At 61.6% G+C, this 17,393-nt stretch carries 18 protein-coding genes and 1 pseudogene; 11 read left to right on the forward strand and 8 right to left on the reverse strand.

Features of this window, described 5'->3' with window-relative positions; translation table 11 throughout:
• Positions 1 to 156 precede the first annotated feature (156 nt).
• The 6 genes from lptM to TRP66_RS11825 are packed head-to-tail and all read left to right on the forward strand — an operon-like array spanning position 157 to position 4,731.
• Entirely contained in the window at positions 157 to 303 is a 147-nt protein-coding gene (gene lptM / locus TRP66_RS11800; protein WP_333401860.1) for an LPS translocon maturation chaperone LptM, read from the forward strand.
• Between the two features lie 9 nt (positions 304 to 312).
• Positions 313 to 1,560: a diaminopimelate decarboxylase gene (lysA, locus tag TRP66_RS11805; protein WP_333401862.1), complete on the forward strand. Its 1,248-nt coding sequence runs from the start codon at positions 313 to 315 to the stop codon at positions 1,558 to 1,560.
• A gap of 4 nt (positions 1,561 to 1,564) precedes the next feature.
• Positions 1,565 to 2,395, forward strand: a complete 831-nt coding sequence (dapF, locus tag TRP66_RS11810; protein ID WP_333401864.1) for a diaminopimelate epimerase — start codon at positions 1,565 to 1,567, stop codon at positions 2,393 to 2,395.
• A gap of 13 nt (positions 2,396 to 2,408) precedes the next feature.
• Positions 2,409 to 3,143, forward strand: coding sequence for a DUF484 family protein (locus tag TRP66_RS11815; RefSeq protein ID WP_333401866.1), 735 nt, complete (start codon positions 2,409 to 2,411; stop codon positions 3,141 to 3,143).
• Positions 3,144 to 3,146: 3 nt separating this feature from the next.
• Positions 3,147 to 4,046 carry a tyrosine recombinase XerC gene (gene xerC, locus TRP66_RS11820; protein WP_333401868.1) on the forward strand — a complete coding sequence of 300 codons (900 nt, stop codon included), beginning with the start codon at positions 3,147 to 3,149 and terminating at the stop codon, positions 4,044 to 4,046.
• Complete coding sequence (locus TRP66_RS11825) at positions 4,039 to 4,731, forward strand: HAD family hydrolase (protein WP_333401870.1); 693 nt, start codon at positions 4,039 to 4,041, stop codon at positions 4,729 to 4,731. Before xerC ends, TRP66_RS11825 begins: the two co-directional genes overlap by 8 nt.
• 199 nt (positions 4,732 to 4,930) lie before the next feature.
• On the opposite strand, the gene sutA is transcribed toward TRP66_RS11825, so the two are convergent.
• The 4 genes from sutA to glnK all read right to left on the reverse strand — a co-directional run bounded on the left by sutA (position 4,931) and on the right by glnK (position 7,787).
• Positions 4,931 to 5,257, reverse strand: a complete 327-nt coding sequence (gene sutA, locus TRP66_RS11830) for a transcriptional regulator SutA (protein WP_333401872.1) — start codon at positions 5,255 to 5,257, stop codon at positions 4,931 to 4,933.
• A 97-nt stretch (positions 5,258 to 5,354) separates the two neighbouring features.
• Complete coding sequence (locus TRP66_RS11835; RefSeq protein WP_333401875.1) at positions 5,355 to 5,780, reverse strand: secondary thiamine-phosphate synthase enzyme YjbQ; 426 nt, start codon at positions 5,778 to 5,780, stop codon at positions 5,355 to 5,357.
• 244 nt (positions 5,781 to 6,024) lie between these two features.
• Positions 6,025 to 7,362 (reverse strand): ammonium transporter, encoded by a 1,338-nt coding sequence (locus TRP66_RS11840; protein WP_333401877.1) that lies wholly within the window; start codon positions 7,360 to 7,362, stop codon positions 6,025 to 6,027.
• An 86-nt stretch (positions 7,363 to 7,448) separates the two neighbouring features.
• Entirely contained in the window at positions 7,449 to 7,787 is a 339-nt protein-coding gene (gene glnK / locus TRP66_RS11845; protein ID WP_002555808.1) for a P-II family nitrogen regulator, read from the reverse strand.
• A 416-nt stretch (positions 7,788 to 8,203) separates the two neighbouring features.
• On the opposite strand from glnK, the gene TRP66_RS11850 reads away from it, so the two are divergent.
• The 4 genes from TRP66_RS11850 (at position 8,204) to TRP66_RS11865 (ending at position 10,886) form a co-directional block, all read left to right on the forward strand.
• The gene (locus TRP66_RS11850) at positions 8,204 to 8,488 is read left to right on the forward strand and encodes an accessory factor UbiK family protein (RefSeq protein ID WP_333402355.1); all 285 of its coding nucleotides are present in this window, start codon (positions 8,204 to 8,206) and stop codon (positions 8,486 to 8,488) included.
• Positions 8,489 to 8,616: 128 nt separating this feature from the next.
• Positions 8,617 to 10,110, forward strand: a complete 1,494-nt coding sequence (locus TRP66_RS11855) for a YifB family Mg chelatase-like AAA ATPase (protein ID WP_333402357.1) — start codon at positions 8,617 to 8,619, stop codon at positions 10,108 to 10,110.
• Between the two features lie 205 nt (positions 10,111 to 10,315).
• A complete protein-coding gene (relB, locus tag TRP66_RS11860; RefSeq protein ID WP_333402359.1) occupies positions 10,316 to 10,615 on the forward strand; it encodes a type II toxin-antitoxin system RelB family antitoxin in 300 nt (99 codons plus the stop codon).
• The gene (locus tag TRP66_RS11865; protein WP_333402361.1) at positions 10,602 to 10,886 is read left to right on the forward strand and encodes a type II toxin-antitoxin system RelE/ParE family toxin; all 285 of its coding nucleotides are present in this window, start codon (positions 10,602 to 10,604) and stop codon (positions 10,884 to 10,886) included. The genes relB and TRP66_RS11865 overlap by 14 nt, the downstream gene beginning before the upstream one ends.
• Before the next feature lie 19 nt (positions 10,887 to 10,905).
• Here the strand turns inward: TRP66_RS11865 and TRP66_RS23585 are convergent, their stop codons facing one another.
• From TRP66_RS23585 to TRP66_RS11875, 3 genes and pseudogenes are all read right to left on the reverse strand, one after another.
• Positions 10,906 to 11,766 (reverse strand): methyl-accepting chemotaxis protein, encoded by an 861-nt coding sequence (locus TRP66_RS23585; RefSeq protein ID WP_442965199.1) that lies wholly within the window; start codon positions 11,764 to 11,766, stop codon positions 10,906 to 10,908.
• A pseudogene (locus TRP66_RS23590) lies at positions 11,761 to 12,930 on the reverse strand (Cache 3/Cache 2 fusion domain-containing protein); the annotation flags it as partial. The pseudogene TRP66_RS23590 and the gene TRP66_RS23585, both read right to left, overlap by 6 nt.
• A 146-nt stretch (positions 12,931 to 13,076) precedes the next feature.
• Positions 13,077 to 13,997: a LysR substrate-binding domain-containing protein gene (locus TRP66_RS11875; RefSeq protein WP_333402365.1), complete on the reverse strand. Its 921-nt coding sequence runs from the start codon at positions 13,995 to 13,997 to the stop codon at positions 13,077 to 13,079.
• 155 nt (positions 13,998 to 14,152) lie between these two features.
• On the opposite strand from TRP66_RS11875, the gene TRP66_RS11880 reads away from it, so the two are divergent.
• Complete coding sequence (locus TRP66_RS11880; protein WP_333402367.1) at positions 14,153 to 15,535, forward strand: NorM family multidrug efflux MATE transporter; 1,383 nt, start codon at positions 14,153 to 14,155, stop codon at positions 15,533 to 15,535.
• A gap of 16 nt (positions 15,536 to 15,551) precedes the next feature.
• Here the strand turns inward: TRP66_RS11880 and TRP66_RS11885 are convergent, their stop codons facing one another.
• Positions 15,552 to 17,207 (reverse strand): putative bifunctional diguanylate cyclase/phosphodiesterase, encoded by a 1,656-nt coding sequence (locus TRP66_RS11885; RefSeq protein WP_333402369.1) that lies wholly within the window; start codon positions 17,205 to 17,207, stop codon positions 15,552 to 15,554.
• Positions 17,208 to 17,393 lie beyond the last annotated feature (186 nt).

Below are 17,393 nucleotides of genomic sequence, written 5' to 3' on the forward strand. Positions count from 1 at the left end.
CTGGCCGACCGCTGCTTCGAAAAGCTCGCCGGCGAACCGCGCTGGTGCCGTGGATTCGCCGCGCAGGCCCGCCGGACGGGCGGGAGACTACATAGGCAATCCGGCGGGTGGCCGGTATACTCGGGCGCAATTAACGCTTTTACAAAGGATTTCGCCATGAAGCGCCTGATCTCTTCGCTTGCTGCGCTCGTCGCGGTGGCTTGTCTGGTTACTGCCTGCGGTCAGAAAGGCCCGTTGTACCTGCCTGACGACGCCAAGGCCTCCGAAAAACACGACAAATCGCAGTCGCACAAGCATCTTTAAGGGATTTTCATGGACGCCTTCAACTACCGCGACGGCGAGCTGTTCGCGGAAGGAGTGGCATTGTCTGCCATTGCCGAACGCTTCGGCACGCCGACTTATGTTTACTCGCGCGCTCACATCGAAGCGCAATACCGTGCCTACGCCGACGCCCTGAGCGGCATGCCGCATCTGGTCTGCTTCGCGGTCAAGGCCAACTCGAACCTGGGTGTGCTCAACGTGCTGGCACGTCTGGGCGCCGGTTTCGACATCGTTTCGCGAGGCGAGCTGGAGCGCGTTCTGGCGGCCGGCGGTCAGGCGGACAAGATCGTGTTTTCCGGTGTCGGCAAGACCCGTGACGACATGCGCCGCGCGCTGGAAGTCGGCGTGCATTGCTTCAATGTCGAGTCCACCGACGAGCTCGAACGTCTGCAGGTGGTGGCTGCCGAACTCAACGTGCGCGCCCCGATTTCGTTGCGGGTCAACCCCGACGTCGACGCCGGCACCCACCCGTATATCTCCACGGGCCTCAAGGAAAACAAATTCGGTATCGCCATCGCCGATGCCGAAGACGTGTATGTGCGCGCCTCCCAGCTTCCCAACCTGGAAGTGATCGGCGTGGACTGCCACATCGGTTCGCAGCTGACGACGCTTGAACCTTTCATCGATGCGCTGGACCGCCTGCTGGACCTGGTCGACCGTCTCGGCGACTGCGGCATCCACCTGCGCCATATCGATCTGGGCGGCGGACTGGGCGTGCGCTATCGCGACGAAGAGCCGCCACTGGCTGCCAACTACATCAAGGCCGTGCGCGAGCGTCTCGAAGGTCGTGACCTGGGTCTGGTCTTCGAGCCGGGCCGTTTCATCGTCGCCAACGCTGGCGTGCTGGTGACTCAGGTCGAGTACCTCAAGCACACCGAGCACAAGGATTTCGCCATCGTCGATGCGGCGATGAACGACCTCATTCGTCCGGCGCTGTATCAGGCCTGGATGGACGTGACGGCCGTGCGCCCGCGCGATGAGCAGCCGCGTACTTACGACATCGTCGGACCGATCTGCGAAACCGGCGATTTCCTGGCAAAAGGCCGGAATCTGGCGCTGGCCGAAGGCGATCTGCTGGCCGTGCATTCGGCGGGAGCCTACGGGTTCGTCATGAGTTCGAACTACAACACTCGCGGCCGCGCCGCTGAAGTGCTGGTCGACGGTAACGAAGTCTTCGAAGTGCGTCGTCGCGAAACCATTGCCGAGCTGTACGCCGGCGAAAGCCTGCTGCCGGAGTAAACCCATGCTGCTGCGTTTTACCAAAATGCATGGCCTGGGCAACGACTTCATGGTCCTGGACCTGGTGAGCCAGCACGCGCACATCCAGCCCAAGCATGCCAAACAGTGGGGCGACAGGCACACCGGGATCGGCTTCGACCAGTTGCTGCTGGTCGAGGCGCCGAGCAATCCGGATGTGGACTTTCGCTACCGGATCTTCAACTCGGACGGTTCGGAAGTCGAGCAGTGCGGCAATGGCGCTCGCTGCTTTGCCCGTTTCGTGCTCGACAAGCGCCTGACCGCCAAGCGTCGCATCCGGGTCGAAACCAAGGCCGGCATCATCGAGCTGGATATTCGAAATGACGGGCAGATCTGTGTCGATATGGGGCCGCCTCGCTTCGTACCGTCCGAAATCCCGTTCGAAGCCGCTGAACAGGCGATGACCTATAACCTCGACGTCGACCAGCAGACCATCGAGTTGTCGGCCGTATCGATGGGCAATCCGCATGCCGTGCTGCGCGTGGATGACATCAATGCCGCGCCGGTCCACGAGTTGGGTCCGAAAATCGAACACCACCCGCGCTTTCCGGCACGGGTCAACGTGGGATTCCTTCACGTCGTGGACCGACAGCGCGCCCAGCTGCGCGTCTGGGAGCGCGGCGCGGGAGAAACCCAGGCCTGTGGCACCGGGGCATGCGCCGCGGCCGTCACTGCCATCAGCCAGGGCTGGATGGACTCGCCACTGCTGATCGACCTGCCGGGCGGGCGACTGTCCATCGAATGGGCCGGCCCCGGTCATTCGGTCATGATGACCGGTCCGGCCGTGCGGGTTTACGAAGGCCAAGTGCGTTTATGAGTGAGCAGACGAGATGACCGATCAGCCTCCGGCTTCAACCGGCAACACCAGCGAATCGCCTGCCGATAGCGCAGCGCCCCAACTTGAAGCGGAGGCCGTCATCGCCTTCCTGCTCCAGCATCCCGAATTCTTCGCCGAACACGATGAGCTGCTGGTTTCGATGCGCATCCCGCATCAGCGCGGCGACACCGTGTCGCTGGTCGAACGTCAGCTCAAGCTCCTGCGCGAGCGCAACATCGAAATGCGGCATCGTCTGTCCCAGCTGATGGACGTGGCGCGGGACAACGATCGGCTGTTCGAAAAGACCCGTCGCCTCAATCTTGCGTTGATGGATGCCACCAGCCTCGACGAGCTGATCATTGCCGTTGAAGACAGCCTGCGTCAGGACTTCAAGGTCCCCTTCGTCAGCCTGATTCTGTTCAGTGACAACCCTGCCGCCGTCGGGCGCTGGACCAGCAGCGCCGAGGCTCAGAAGGCCATCGGCGGACTGATCGGCGAGAAGACGGTCTGCGGAGCGCTGCGCGAGCACGAGCTGGCGTTCCTGTTCGGCGCGGAGCAGAGCCAGGAAGTCGGATCGGCCGCCCTCGTGACCCTCAGCCACTTGGGTCTGCACGGCGTGCTGGCGGTCGGAAGTCGCGACCCTCAGCACTACAAAAGCTCGGTCGGTACGCTGTTCCTGGGTTATATCGCCGATGTGCTGAGCCGGCTGGTACCGCGTTTCACTCACTCCTTGCGCTCGGTCCGCTGAGGCATGGAGCGCCACCTGGATGCCTACTGCGTGCACCTGCGCAGTGAGCGTCAGGTTTCGCCGCATACGCTGGATGCCTATCGGCGTGACCTGAACAAGGTCGTTGCCTGGTGCGAGCAGGCCGGCGTCGCCAGTTGGGCGGACCTGGATATCCAGCATCTGCGCAGTTTCGTCGCCCGCCAGCATCATCAGGGACAGTCGTCCCGAAGCCTGGCTCGCCTGCTTTCGGCGGTACGCGGTCTGTACCAGTACCTGAACCGTGAAGGTATCTGCGAGCATGATCCGGCTAACGGGCTGTCTCCGCCCAAGGGCGAGCGCCGGCTGCCCAAGACGCTGGACACTGATCGCACCGCGCAGTTGCTCGATGGCGGCGTTGAAGATGATTTTCTGGGCCGTCGCGATCACGCCATTCTCGAACTGCTGTATTCCTCCGGGCTGCGGTTGTCTGAACTGGCCGGACTGAACCTTGATCAACTCGATCTGGGTGCCGGGCTGATACAGGTGCTTGGCAAGGGCAGCAAGACACGCGTCCTGCCTGTGGGCAGCAAGGCTCGCCGGGCGCTGGAGGCCTGGTTACCGTTGCGCGCATTGACCAACCCCAGAGACGACGCAGTATTCGTCAGCCAGAAAGGTACTCGTCTGGGGCCGCGGGCTATTCAAGTGCGGCTTCGGACCGCCGGAGAGCGCGAACTGGGGCAAAACCTGCATCCGCACATGTTGCGTCACTCGTTCGCCAGCCATCTGCTGGAGTCGTCGCAGGATCTGCGCGCCGTCCAGGAGTTGCTCGGCCATGCCGATATCAAGACCACGCAGATCTATACCCATCTAGACTTCCAGCATCTGGCGTCGGTATACGATGGCGCCCATCCCCGCGCCAAACGCAAAGGATCTGCCCATGATTAAGCTCATCACGTTCGATCTGGACGACACGCTCTGGGACACCGCCCCGGCGCTGGTCGGCGCCGAGGCCGCATTGCGCGACTGGCTCACCGAGCATGCACCGCTGCTGGGGCCGGTGCCGGTCGAGCATCTGTGGGAAATCCGCACGCGGCTGATCGAGGCCGAGCCCTCGTACAAACATCGCATCAGCGCCCTGCGCCGTCAGGTGCTCTATCACGCGCTGGAAGACGCGGGCTATGACGCTGAGCAAGCACAAGACCTGGCCGAGCAGAGTTTCGAAGTGTTCCTTCACGGGCGGCATCAGGTGCAGATATTTCCGGACGTGCAACCGACCCTGGAAATCCTCGCCAAGACCTTCATGCTGGGTGTCATCACCAACGGCAACGCAGACGTGCGCCGGCTGGGTCTGGCCGATTACTTTTCGTTCGCCCTGTGCGCCGAGGATCTTGGAATCGGCAAACCCGATCCCGCGCCCTTCCTCGAAGCGCTACGTCGAGCCAACGTCGACGCCAGCGTGGCGGTGCATATCGGCGACCACCCCAGCGACGACATCGCCGGCGCCCAGCAAGCGGGCATGCGCGCCATCTGGTACAACCCGCAAGGCAAGGTGTGGGACGCTGACAGACTGCCGGATGCGGAGATCCACAACCTGTCGCAGTTGCCGGAGGTTCTGGGTCGCTGGGCGTGAATCCGTAAGACTTACCCGCTGCGCTTCCCTTTGTAGGAGCCACCGGGGCGGCGTTCCGCCTTGCTGGCGATAAACAATGACGCGTACTGCCTGAAAAAACGTGCACGGTTAATCGCCAGCAAGCTGGCTCCTACGACGGGCAATGCGCAAAAAAAAGCCCGCAGCGACAGCGGGCTTTTTTCATACGACCTTACTGCCCTCAGATAGGGCGGCTGCCGTATTTGTTGTCAGGCTTCTTGGGCGGATCGGCGACCACGTTGGGTTCCACTTCCTGCACCTTGCCACCCCGAGCCAGGAATTCTTCCATGGCGCGGGCAAGAGCATCACGCTCCTTGTTCTTTGCTTCTACGCTGGGCAGCTCATCGACCGATATTGCAGCCTTGGCCTTGCCCTTGGCGGGTGTGGCCGCAACTTCAGCACCGTCATCAGCGTCGGAGGCGTCGTCTTCGGGAGCAGCAGCAAGCTCCTCGCCGTCGTCCTCGCCTTCCAGGTCATCTACCAGATCATCGTTGTCGTCGTCGCTCATGTTCTACCTCATGACTTGCGAAAGCAGATTAGTTATAGCCCAGCAGCCTCAAAATCCAAGGCTGTCGGAAAAAATTCAAAATCGCCTTGTCTGGCGATCATGTCCAGTCACCCTGAAGGGTGGCCAGGACGTTGCGGGCGCCGCCTGAATCACGGTGCTCGCCCAGATAGATACCTTGCCAGGTACCCAGCGCCAGTCGTCCTGCCGTTACCGGCAAAACCAACTGGCAACCCAGCAGACTGGCCTTGAAGTGCGCCGGCAAGTCATCAGGACCTTCGTCGTTGTGTTCGTAACCGCTGGCGCCCTGCGGTACCAGACGGCTGAAAAAACGCTCGAAATCACGACGTACCGCCGGATCGGCGTTCTCGTTGACGGTTAACGAGGCCGAGGTATGTTGCAGCCACAAGTGCAGCAGGCCGACACGGCAACCGCGCAACTCGGGCAAGCCGGCGAGCAGCTCGTCAGTGACCAGATGAAACCCGCGAGGTCGAGCCTTGAGGGTAATTCTGGATTGATGCCACATACCGTTCTCCGTACGTTCGGCGCGCATTCTAACTCGCCTGCAAAAAAAGCAAAGCTCACAATACTGCGGCTTTCGGACGAGTTGACAGCAACCTCTGGGGTTCCTCTGGATGGACCTTGTCGAACCGCTGGAATCCGTTACGGCGGCAACATCAATGACAGCGCGAACCGGCAGTTGATTCACATGAGGCAGACAAAAAAAATGCCCGGAGACCGGGCATTTTCGTTTTCGCAACAGTAGCCGCTTACAAGTTGTAGCCACGCTCGTTGTGTTGCGCAAGGTCCAGTCCGACAGACTCTTCCTCGTCGGTGACACGCAGCCCCATCACCACGTCCAGCACCTTGAGGATGATGAAGGTCACGACAGCGGTGTAGACCACTGTGAAGGCGACGCCTTTGAATTGAATCCAGACCTGTGCGCCGATGTCGGTCACGGCACCGAAGCCGCCCAGTGCCGGGGCCGCGAATACGCCGGTGAGGATCGCGCCAACGATGCCGCCGACGCCGTGCACGCCGAAAGCGTCCAGCGAGTCGTCATAGCCCAGCTTGCGCTTGAGGGTCGTGGCGCAGAAGAAGCAGATCACGCCGGAAGCCAGGCCGATCACCAGAGCACCCATCGGGCCAGCGGTACCGGCGGCCGGAGTGATCGCGACCAGACCGGCAACCACGCCGGAGGCGATGCCCAATGCGCTTGGCTTACCGTGGGTTACCCATTCAGCGAACATCCAGCCCAGTGCCGCCGCGGCGGTTGCGATCTGGGTAACCAGCATCGCCATGCCCGCAGTGCCATTGGCTGCCGCGGCGGAGCCGGCGTTGAAGCCGAACCAGCCGATCCACAGCATGGCCGCGCCGACCAGGGTGTAACCCAGGTTGTGCGGAGCCATCGGGGTGGTCGGGAAACCTTTACGCTTGCCCAGTACCAGGCACGCGACCAGACCGGCGATACCGGCGTTGATGTGAACCACGGTACCGCCCGCGAAATCCAGGACACCCCAGTCCCACATCAGGCCGCCCACGCCGCCCCAGACCATGTGGGCGATCGGTGCGTAGACCAGCGTGAACCAGATGCCCATGAACACCAGCATCGCGGAGAACTTCATGCGCTCGGCAAAGGCACCGACGATCAGCGCCGGGGTGATGATGGCGAACGTCATCTGGAAGGTGACGAATACCGCTTCCGGAAACAGGGCGGCGGAGCCAGTGATGCTCGATGGCGTGATGCCCGCCAGGAACGCCTTGCCCAGACCTCCGAAGAAGGAATTGAAGTTGACGACGCCCTCTTCCATGCCGGTCGTGTCGAATGCCAGGCTATAGCCGTATACGACCCAGAGAATGCTGATCAGGCCGGTGATGGCAAAACATTGCATCATCACGGAAAGAACGTTTTTCGAACGAACCATGCCGCTGTAGAACAGCGCCAGGCCCGGAATGGTCATGAACAGGACCAGTGCGGTCGCGGTCAGCATCCAGGCGGTATCGCCGGAATTGAGCACAGGTTCGGCAACCGGGTCAGCCGCCAGGGCCATACCAGGTAATGCGAGGGACAACAGGGCTCCTAGCCCTGCGAATTGACGCAGAGTCATATTTTTTCTCCTGGGGCTTTGGAGGGTGCTTACAAAATGGCTGCGCTTGCTCGCCTATTTGTAAACACCCTCTTGGGGGTGGCGGCTTAAATCGCGTCGGTATCGGTTTCGCCGGTACGGATGCGAATGGCCTGCTCGAGATTCACCACGAAAATCTTGCCGTCGCCGATCTTGCCGGTGTTGGCCGCTTTGGTGATGGCCTCGATCACGCGATCCAGATCCTTGTCGTCGATGGCGACATCGATCTTCACCTTGGGAAGGAAGTCGACTACGTACTCAGCACCGCGGTACAGCTCAGTGTGACCCTTCTGGCGACCGAAGCCTTTGACCTCGGTGACGGTGATGCCCTGCACGCCGATTTCCGACAACGACTCGCGAACGTCGTCCAGCTTGAACGGCTTGATGATTGCAGTGACTAGCTTCATGAAACTTTCTCCCGAATTGATGGACTTGCCCCAGGAAAACAAACCCGACTCAAGTCTAAGCGCAGTGCCTGGCTTTGTAACGCGTCGGTCGCCGGATGAGCCGGACCAACTCCAGAAAACCGCTTCTGACGAAACATTCCCCGCTCCGCCTGCCGCACTGCCTTAGTCACAGCGACTGCATCAGTGCATGGGTCACTTGCCTCTAAGCAGAAAGCTTGCCAGTTCATGCGCAGCCATGAAAACCGGGCCACCCGACCGATTTACATAGGCTGGAAGGTCGCTTGTAGCGACTGTGCGCACAACAATAGTGCGCGCGTGCACGCCTGACTGCCCGATAGTTGTGCATGGGGATGGCTGAAAAATGGCCTGGGCAGGGCGTGCTACACTGCCGCCCAATCTGAATCGGGAGAATGCACATGCTTGCGCCAAAAGCTTTTCTGGACGCCTTGAGCGGCCACGCCTCTCGCCTGTTCAATGGCGAGAACCCTCTGCCTCGTAACGAATTCGAAACCCAGTTCAAGGCGCTGCTGCACAGTGCTTTCAGCAAGCTGGATATGGTCAGCCGCGAAGAATTCGACAGCCAGATGGCCGTCCTGGCCCGGACTCGCGCGCGCCTGGAGGCGCTGGAAGCCAAGGTGGCAGAAATGGAAGAAAGAACCGCCGCATCGACCGAGGCGGATCGCCTGTCCGACCCTCGCTGATTCGCACGTCTCGTTTTGGAACGCCATCTGCCCCTCATGATGGCGTTTACACTCTGTAGCCATTCCCTCGCTCGCCCTGCCCTTGAATGTCGCACGATGGCCTGTGTCGCACTTTCAAGGAACGAATCATGTCTCTGGCCATTGTTCACAGCCGAGCCCAGGTGGGCGTGGAAGCCCCTGCCGTAACCGTCGAAGCTCACCTTGCCAACGGTCTCCCGGCGCTGACGCTGGTGGGCTTGCCCGAAGGCGCGGTCAAGGAAAGCAAGGACCGGGTGCGCAGCGCCATTCTCAATTCCGGACTGGATTTCCCGGCCCGTCGCATCACGCTCAACCTGGCGCCGGCGGACCTGCCCAAGGATGGCGGGCGCTTCGATCTGGCAATCGCCCTGGGCTTGCTGGGCGCCAGCGGGCAAGTGCCACTGACGGCGCTGCAGGATATCGAGTGCCTTGGCGAGCTGGCGTTGTCGGGCGCGATTCGTGCTGTGCAGGGCGTGTTGCCGGCGGCGCTGGCGGCTCGTAATGCGGAGCGCACGCTTATAGTGCCGGCGGCGAATGCCGAGGAGGCCTGTCTGGCCTCTGGATTGCGCGTCATTGCCGTCAACCACCTGCTGGAGCTGGTCGCGCATTTCAACGGCAGAACACCGATTGCGCCGTATCAGGCGCACGGCCTCATTGCTCGAGCACGGCCTTACCCCGATCTCAACGAAGTGCAGGGCCAGATCGCTGCCAAGCGAGCACTGGTGGTCGCTGCGGCAGGCGCCCATAACCTGCTGTTCAGTGGACCGCCAGGAACCGGCAAGACTCTGCTTGCCAGCCGCTTGCCCGGTCTGTTGCCTCCGCTGGACGAGTGCGAAGCACTGGAAGTCGCGGCCATTCAGTCGGTTGCCAGCCAGACGCCCCTGGATTGCTGGCCGCAGCGCCCGTTTCGCCAACCGCACCATTCCGCATCGGGACCGGCGCTGGTGGGAGGCGGCAGCCGCCCGCAACCTGGCGAGATAACCCTCGCTCACCACGGCGTCCTGTTTCTGGATGAGCTGCCTGAGTTCGATCGGCGCGTGCTGGAGGTTTTGCGCGAGCCGCTGGAGTCGGGGCATATCGTGATTGCGAGAGCGCGCGACCGGGTGCGCTTCCCGGCCCGCTTCCAGCTCGTGGCGGCCATGAATCCCTGCCCGTGCGGCTATCTGGGCGAGCCCACCGGGCGCTGCCGTTGCTCGACCGAGCAGGTCGAACGCTACCGCAACAAACTGTCCGGTCCGCTGCTGGACCGCATCGACCTGCATCTGACTGTCGCCCGCGAGACCACTGCCCTTCACCACATCCCGCAGACCGGAGATGACACCGCCAGCGCCGCCGCGCGTGTCGCCCAGGCGCGTGAACGGCAGCAACGTCGGCAGGGATGTCCCAATGCTTTTCTCGACCTTACAGGCCTGCGCCAACACTGCGCGTTGTCCAGCACCGACGAAAGCTGGCTGGAAACCGCGTGCGAGCGTTTGACGCTGTCATTGCGGGCCGCGCACCGACTGTTGAAAGTCGCGCGAACGCTGGCGGATCTGGAGCAGGTCGAAGCCATCAAGCGTGAGCATCTGGCGGAGGCGCTGCAGTATCGGCCGTCGAGCCAGTGAAGCGGTCATGGGCTATGGGAAAAGACCTGTGAAACGTCCCACTCAACGCGTCGGAGAAGGCTGTCTCGACGAGCGGCTCGTGCCGACAGTAGCGGCACCCTCAGACCTCTATGCTCTCTCTTCGCTCACCGCTCCCCGAAAAAGCGTCGTTGCATGTATCTCATTTGAGATACATGCTGGGTCAGTCATTTTCAGGAGACCCACCATGATGGCCAAGACATCCATGTTGCATGTACGCATAGACGATGAACTGAAAGTGCTAGCGACTGAAAATCTCGCGAGATTCGGACTTACGATTTCCGATGCTGTTCGCATCCTCCTGACCCGTGTCGCCCGTGAAGGTGCGCTGCCGCCAGGCTTTACCAGTGACGAAGCCACCTATGATCAGTGGTTCCGAGCGAAGGTCAGGGAGGCGCTCGATGATCCTCGGCCCCCAACCTCTCACGATCAGGTCATGCAGAAAGCCCAGGTGCTGATTGACAGGAAACGTCGTGGCGGAAGTTGAGTGGAGCGCCCTGGCCGAGCAGGATTTGTTAGAAATTCTCAGCTACATTGCCGACGAAAATCCCGACGCGGCGAAGCGCTTCAACGACAGGATTCAAATCAGAGTAACGGCTCTGGCTGCGCAGCCAAGGCAATACCGGACAGGTCGTGTAGCAGGAACTCGCGAGATGGTCGTTCATCCCTGCTATGTGGTGGTTTACACCGAAATGGACGCGAAGGTTTTGATACTCCGCGTTTTGCATACAGCCCTGCAGTGGCCCGTCGGCTCATGACGGGCCTGCTGGATGTGGATTACCGAAACCGATCAACCTCATTACGCAGCTGCCCCGCCAGCGAGTTCAGCTCCTCGGCCGTGATCGCCAGGTTGGAAACGACTTCGCGTTGTTCGCTGTTGGCCATGGCAATGCTTTGCAGGTTGCTGCTGAGCATGGTCGCGGTGCTGCTCTGTTCCTGGGTGGCCGTGGTGATGGCGGCGAACTGCAAGCCTGCAGAGCGGCTTTGTTCGTCGATCTGGGCCAGGGCGGCGGCGACTTTCGCGTTGCGCGACAAGCCTTCCTGCATCAGGACGTTGCCCTGCTGCATGGTGCTGATCGCATTGCCGGTTTCCTGCTGGATGCTGGCGATCATGCCCGAAATTTCGTCGGTGGCCTGACGGGTACGCGATGCCAGGCTGCGAACCTCGTCGGCGACTACCGCGAATCCGCGACCCTGTTCACCGGCCCGTGCCGCTTCGATAGCCGCGTTGAGTGCCAGCAGGTTGGTCTGTTCGGCAATCGAGGTGATCACGCCGACGATGCTGCCGATTTCCTGGGAACGCTGGCCCAGGGTGTCGATGACGGTCGCAGTGCTGTTGAGCGACGAGGCGATCTGTTGCAGCGACGAGGACGCTTCTTCCATCGAGGTCCGGCCGATGCGGGTCTGCTGGGCGTTCTCCTGCGCCAGGCGCTCGGTATTGCTCATGTTGTCGGCGATGTTCATGGACGTGGAGCTGAACTCCTCGACCGCGCCGGCCATGCTGGTGATTTCACCGGACTGCTGTTCCATGCCTTCATAGGCGCCGCCGGACATGCCGGACAGCGCGTGGGCACGGGTGCTGACTTCCTGAGCTGCCGTGCGGATGTGCGACACCATCGAAGACAAGGCCTCGCCCATCTTGTTGAAACTGCCTGCGAGCTGGCCGATTTCGTCCTGACTGGTGACGTTGGAGCGCACGCTGAGGTTGCCTGCACCCAGCGCGTCAGCCTGACGAACCAGCTCGGACAGTGGACGCAATTTGCTGCGCAGCAGCCAGATGGCGCTGCCTACCGCGATCAGCATGGCCAACAGGCTGCCGATGGCCAACTGAGTGCCCACGTTCCAGGTGACTGCGCTGATTTCGTCATGCGGCATGCTCGACAACACGGTCCAGGGGCCGCCGCTGAATGTGTGGCCGACGCTGTAGAACTCCTGACCGCCTTCCTGCCAGAACTGACCCTTGCCGGGCTGTTTGACGACATCGGCCACTGCCTTGGCAGCCTCGGCAGGCGACTTGATACCCGCTGGCGCTACCAGCCAGTTGCCTTTGTCGTCCAGCAGAGCCAGCGAGCCGGTCTTGCCGATACGGAATTTACGCAGGTTTTCGAACTGGGTGTTCTGCGCATCGGTGTAGTCGAAGCCCACATAGAGCGCCGCGATGATCCCGCCGCTTGTGTCACGCACAGGCGAATACTGGGTCATGACGTTGCGTTCGAACAACACAGTCTTGCCGACGTATTCCTGGCCGGCCATGAGTCGGCTGTAAGCCGGGCTCTGGTGATCGAGGGTCGTGCCGATGGCGCGGGAGCCGTCCTGCTTGGTCACCGAGGTGCTGATGCGCACGAAGTCATCGCCGCGACGCACGAAAATCGTCGCGGTGCCTGCTGTCAGGCGGCGGAATTCGTCGACTTCGGTGAAGTCATTGTTCAGCGCATGATCGCCAAGAAACAGGCCGGGCGTCTGGCTGCCGGCAACCGAAAAGCTCTGGTCGGGACGCAGGGTCAATCCCGCCGCGAAACGCTTTTCGAACAAGCCGCTCAGACGCTGCGTACTGTCGCGCAAGGTGCTGTGAAAAGTCGCCAGCTGGTCGGCGAGCAGGCGCGCTTCGCTGCCCATGTGTTCTTCGCGAATGACAAGGTTCGATGAATCCAGGGATCTAAGGGCAAACAACGTGCTGCCACTGATGACCACTGCCAAAATCACAGCCAAAGCAATACCGAGTTGCGTCGCAATTCGGGCACGGGGCTTGGACATAACGACTCCGAGCCGGGTGGTTGGGCTCGCCTGCTCCGCGGCGACCATCCGGCAAATTTATTTTAGTTAGGATACTTACCGTTACAGGATGAACGGCGTCTCGTCTCATAGTTCGGCACGCAAGGCCGATACTTGAGTTCAGCGCGCGGACATTAGCAGAAGATCCCCACTAAGCGCAGTCAAAAGGCCACTATTTACTGTAACAATTCGACATCAGGCAGCGCTGTTGCTTGAACTTCACTTTGCAGGAAGTCGCTCAGGCGGCGCATTTGTTCGGCTCCCGGCCGTGTCCGGGGCCAGACAAGGTAATAATTTTCGCCGCTGAATACTGCCGTGCGCCAAGGCAGACTCAGGCGGCGCTGAGCCACGTCTTCGGCCACCATCAGCAGGTCGCCGATGGAGACGCCATAGCCACGGGCGGCAGCGATCATGCCCAGTTCCAGCGTGTCGAAAATCTGACCGCCCTTGAGCGATACCTGGCCGGCGAGCCCGGTCCGCTCCAGCCATCTGCGCCAGTCTCGTCTGTCGGGGGTCGGATGCAACAGTTCCGCCGCCGCGAGACGTTGCACCGTCCAAGGGGATTCATCGAGCAACGCGGGCGCGCCAACCGGGATCAACCATTCGGGGAACAACAAGGTCGCCTCCCATTCCGGCGGGAAATGTCCACGGCTCAGCAGAATGGCGCAGTCGAAAGGTTCATGAGCGAAGTCCACCGAGTCGACATCCATCCAGGCGCTGGTGAGCTGCACTTCATTGCCGGGCTGAAGATGGCGGAACCGGCTGAGGCGTGCCAGTAACCAGCGCATGGTCAGGGTCGAGGGTGCTTTCATGCGCACGATGCCTTCTTCTGCGCGAACCATGCTGCACGCCCGCTCCAAGGCTTGAAAACCGTCCCGTACACCGGGAAGCAGAGCCCGCGCCGTTTCGGTCAGTTGCAGATGGCGACCGTGACGCTGGAACAGCCGACAGGCGAAGTGATCTTCCAGCGTGCGAATGTGACGGCTGACCGCGCTTTGGGTAATCGACAGCTCCTGGGCGGCGCGGGTGAACGATGCATGGCGGGCCGCCGCTTCGAAGGCACGAAGTGCATATAAAGGAGGGAGACTGCGGGACATTCCGGACTTCCTGTCGGCGAAAAACGAACTGTACGCCAAAGCGCCTTGCATGAGTATTAGTCATGCGAGCAATCGGATTTATCGCTTTGCGCCGCAGCGGAGGAATGCCCAGAATAGCAGGCTCTTCAGTCCGCCATGCATCAGAGCGTTTCGTCATGCAGCAGCCCGCCTTCAAAGAACTCTGGATCATCCTGCGTCTCGCCGGGCCGCTCATCGCGTCACAGTTGGCGCATATGCTCATGGTGTTCACCGACACCGTGATGATGGGCAAGATCGGACCGCAAGCCCTGGCCGGCGGCGGGCTGGGCGCAGCGACCTATAGCTTCGTTTCGTTTTTCTGCGTCGGGGTCATGGCGGCGGTCGGTACGCTGGTCTCGATCCGCCATGGCGCGGGCGACGATCAAGGGGCAACGCGCCTGACTCAGGCCGGCTTGTGGCTGGCCTGGGGCATGGCGCTGGTCGCAGCCTTGCTGCTGTGGAATCTGGAGCCAGTGCTTCTCAGATTCGGGCAAGACGAAGCCAACGTCCATATGGCTGCTCAATTCTTGACCACTCTGCCCTTGGCGCTACCGGGGCTGCTGAGTTTCATGGCGTTGCGCGGCTTTACCAGCGCCCTGGGACGTGCGACCCCGGTGATGGTGATCAGTCTGGTCGGCGCGGCCGCCAACTATGTCCTCAACTATGCGCTTATCCACAACTGGATGGGGCTGCCGAACCTGGGCCTGATGGGCATCGGCCTGGTCACGGCCATCGTGACCAACTGCATGGCGCTGGCGCTGGCACTCCATATTCGCTGGAGCGCCGCGTATGCGGCATGGCCGATCCACAAGGGGTTGCGCCGTCTTTCGCGCAGTCATCTGGCTGAGCTGTGGCGCCTGGGACTCCCTATCGGCGGCACCTATGCGGTGGAGGTCGGGTTGTTCACGTTCGCGGCGTTCTGCATGGGGGCGATGGGCAGCACGCAGATGGCGGCGCATCAGATCGCCATGCAGTCGGTATCAATGGCGTTCATGATTCCGGTCGGTATCTCCTACGCCGTGACCATGCGCATCGGCCATCACTACGGGGCCGGAAACGCCGCGCTGGTCCGGACGGCCGGGCGCGTCGGCATTGGCTTCGGAGGCGCGGTGATGCTCAGTTTCGGGCTGCTGTTCTGGCTGGCGCCGCACTGGATTATCGGGCTGTTTCTCGACATCAACGATCCTCAGTTCGCCGACATCGTGGTGCTGGCGGGCAAATTGCTGGCGATCGCCGCCTGGTTCGAACTGTTCGACGGGGTGCAAAGCATCGCCATGGGTGCGATTCGCGGCCTGAAAGATGCCAAGACGACGTTCTTCATCGGATTGGGCTGCTACTGGCTGATCTCGGCACCTGCCGCCTGGTTGCTGGGTTTTCCGGCAGAGATGGGAGCACCCGGAGTCTGGTGGGGCCTGGCGCTGGGCCTGCTGTGCGCCGCGGCAGCACTGACCTACGCATTCGAATACAAGGCCGCGCGGCTGATCAAGCGCGCTTCGTTGAAAGAGGCGTTGCCGGACTGAGCGGCATGCCGCTCTCTCAGTTGACCATGGCCTGGGGCGCGTTGGTGCCCAGATAGTCGATCAGTTCGGCCAGCGGCAGCGGCCTGCGAATCAGATAGCCCTGCACCTGATCACAGCCGAAACCGCGCAACAGCTCCAGCTGCCCGGGGGTTTCCACACCTTCCGCGACGGCTTCGAGCTTGAGGTTGTGGGCCAGATTGATCATGGCATGTACCAGCTTGCGGTTTTCGGCGCGTTGTTCCATTTCGCCGACGAAGCTTTTGTCGATTTTGAGCAGCGTGATGGGCAGGCTGTTCAGGTGCATGAAGGACGAGAATCCGGTGCCGAAATCGTCCAGCGAAAAACGCACGCCCAGCCGTCGCAAGGCCTCCATGGTCTGCCGGACCTGCTCGCTGCGGCGCATGACAGCGGTTTCGGTCAGCTCGAACTCCAGCCAGCGTGCATCCACCGCGTGTTCGACGATCAGCCGGTTCAGGGTCGCCAGCAACTGGCTGTCCTGGAACTGGCGAAACGACAGATTGATCGCCATGTGCAAGGGCGCGAAGCCCTGTTCGCGCAGCGCCTGCATGTCCCTGAGCGCGCGATAGATGACCCAGTAACCCAACGGCACGATCAGCCCGCTCTGCTCGGCCAGCGGTATGAACTCACCGGGCGGCAGCAGGCCGCGCTCATGGTGACGCCAGCGCACTAGCGCTTCCAGGCCTACGATTACTCCGCTTTTCATGCACAGGCGTGGCTGATAGTGCAATTCCAGCTCATCGTTGCGCAGGGCGCGACGCAATTCGCCTTCGAGGTCGGCGAGGCTGCGGGCGTTGCGGTTGATGCGTTCGTCGAACGTTTTGAACGTGCAGCCCTGGATGCTCTTGGCTTGACGCATCGCGATATGGGCATGCCACATCAGAGGATCGGCGGCACTGTTTTCGAACGCGTGGGCCAGTCCCAGGCTGCAACCGATCAACAGGCTTTCGCCATCGATCCAGTAAGGCTCGGACAATGTATCGGTGATGCGCTCGGCCAGTTGCGCGGCTCGCTGCGGCCGCTCATGGGTGTCGATCAACAGGGCGAACTCGTCGCCGCCCAGGCGAGCAATATGATCGCTCGCCGAGAGCTCGTTCTTGAGCCGGGCGACCACTTGCAGAATCAGCCGGTCTCCGGCCTGGTGGCCCAGCGCATCGTTGGTACGGCGAAAATTGTCCAGATCCAGATGCCCGAGGGTGAAACGAGAACCTTCGGCCAGGCGTGCCGCCAGCAGCGCATGAAAGCCCTGACGGTTGACGATGCCGGTCAACGGATCCTGTCCAGCCAGACGGCGCAGCGCGTCTTCGAGCATTGCGCGCTCGAGCACATGGCGCAGGCAGCGCCGCAGACTGTCGCCTGTCAGCGCGCCGCGCACCAGCCAGTCGCTGACGGCAAAGGGCCCGACTTGTGGCTCTTCGTCGAGCAAGGCCACGGTTGGCAGGCTGCACGTGCCTTTGGCGGGTAGTAGCTCCGGCGTCGCCAGCACTACGGCATTGCGATGCTCTACGAAGCGAGGGCGCAGGGCCTCCCAGTCGGTCGCCTGAAATAACGTGATCTCGTCACCCGGGGAACCCAGGCAATCGCGCAGCAGCGTTGACCATGCTGGTTCTTTTGCCAGCAGTAGCAGCTGCAAGGATTCGACAGGCCTGGGCAATGTAACTCCCTAAATGCAAAGGAAAAAACCAATGGCCACACCCGCAGTGGGTGCACGGAGATTCGCGTCGCCGGCAAATGTAACAAAATTAGCGGAATTAGATAGCAGTTCTCACCGACTATCGGCGACGATGGCGCCGCACAGATGGTGCGAGCCTGCTAAAATGCCCGCCCATTTCGTAACACG

The sequence above is a fragment of the Pseudomonas sp. JDS28PS106 genome (genome assembly GCF_036706555.1).
Taxonomy (GTDB): domain Bacteria; phylum Pseudomonadota; class Gammaproteobacteria; order Pseudomonadales; family Pseudomonadaceae; genus Aquipseudomonas.

Coding starts and splice junctions, on each gene's coding strand:
- TRP66_RS11855 (WP_333402357.1), top strand. CDS start 8,617: ATGTCTCTGGCCATTGTTCACAGCCGAGCCCAGGTGGGCGTGGAAGCC.
- relB (WP_333402359.1), top strand. CDS start 10,316: ATGATGGCCAAGACATCCATGTTGCATGTACGCATAGACGATGAACTG.
- TRP66_RS11840 (WP_333401877.1), bottom strand. CDS start 7,362: ATGACTCTGCGTCAATTCGCAGGGCTAGGAGCCCTGTTGTCCCTCGCA.
- lptM (WP_333401860.1), top strand. CDS start 157: ATGAAGCGCCTGATCTCTTCGCTTGCTGCGCTCGTCGCGGTGGCTTGT.
- TRP66_RS11875 (WP_333402365.1), bottom strand. CDS start 13,997: ATGTCCCGCAGTCTCCCTCCTTTATATGCACTTCGTGCCTTCGAAGCG.
- xerC (WP_333401868.1), top strand. CDS start 3,147: ATGGAGCGCCACCTGGATGCCTACTGCGTGCACCTGCGCAGTGAGCGT.
- sutA (WP_333401872.1), bottom strand. CDS start 5,257: ATGAGCGACGACGACAACGATGATCTGGTAGATGACCTGGAAGGCGAG.
- TRP66_RS23585 (WP_442965199.1), bottom strand. CDS start 11,766: ATGGGCGAGGCCTTGTCTTCGATGGTGTCGCACATCCGCACGGCAGCT.
- TRP66_RS11850 (WP_333402355.1), top strand. CDS start 8,204: ATGCTTGCGCCAAAAGCTTTTCTGGACGCCTTGAGCGGCCACGCCTCT.
- lysA (WP_333401862.1), top strand. CDS start 313: ATGGACGCCTTCAACTACCGCGACGGCGAGCTGTTCGCGGAAGGAGTG.
- TRP66_RS11835 (WP_333401875.1), bottom strand. CDS start 5,780: ATGTGGCATCAATCCAGAATTACCCTCAAGGCTCGACCTCGCGGGTTT.
- TRP66_RS11815 (WP_333401866.1), top strand. CDS start 2,409: ATGACCGATCAGCCTCCGGCTTCAACCGGCAACACCAGCGAATCGCCT.
- TRP66_RS11880 (WP_333402367.1), top strand. CDS start 14,153: ATGCAGCAGCCCGCCTTCAAAGAACTCTGGATCATCCTGCGTCTCGCC.
- dapF (WP_333401864.1), top strand. CDS start 1,565: ATGCTGCTGCGTTTTACCAAAATGCATGGCCTGGGCAACGACTTCATG.
- TRP66_RS11825 (WP_333401870.1), top strand. CDS start 4,039: ATGATTAAGCTCATCACGTTCGATCTGGACGACACGCTCTGGGACACC.
- glnK (WP_002555808.1), bottom strand. CDS start 7,787: ATGAAGCTAGTCACTGCAATCATCAAGCCGTTCAAGCTGGACGACGTT.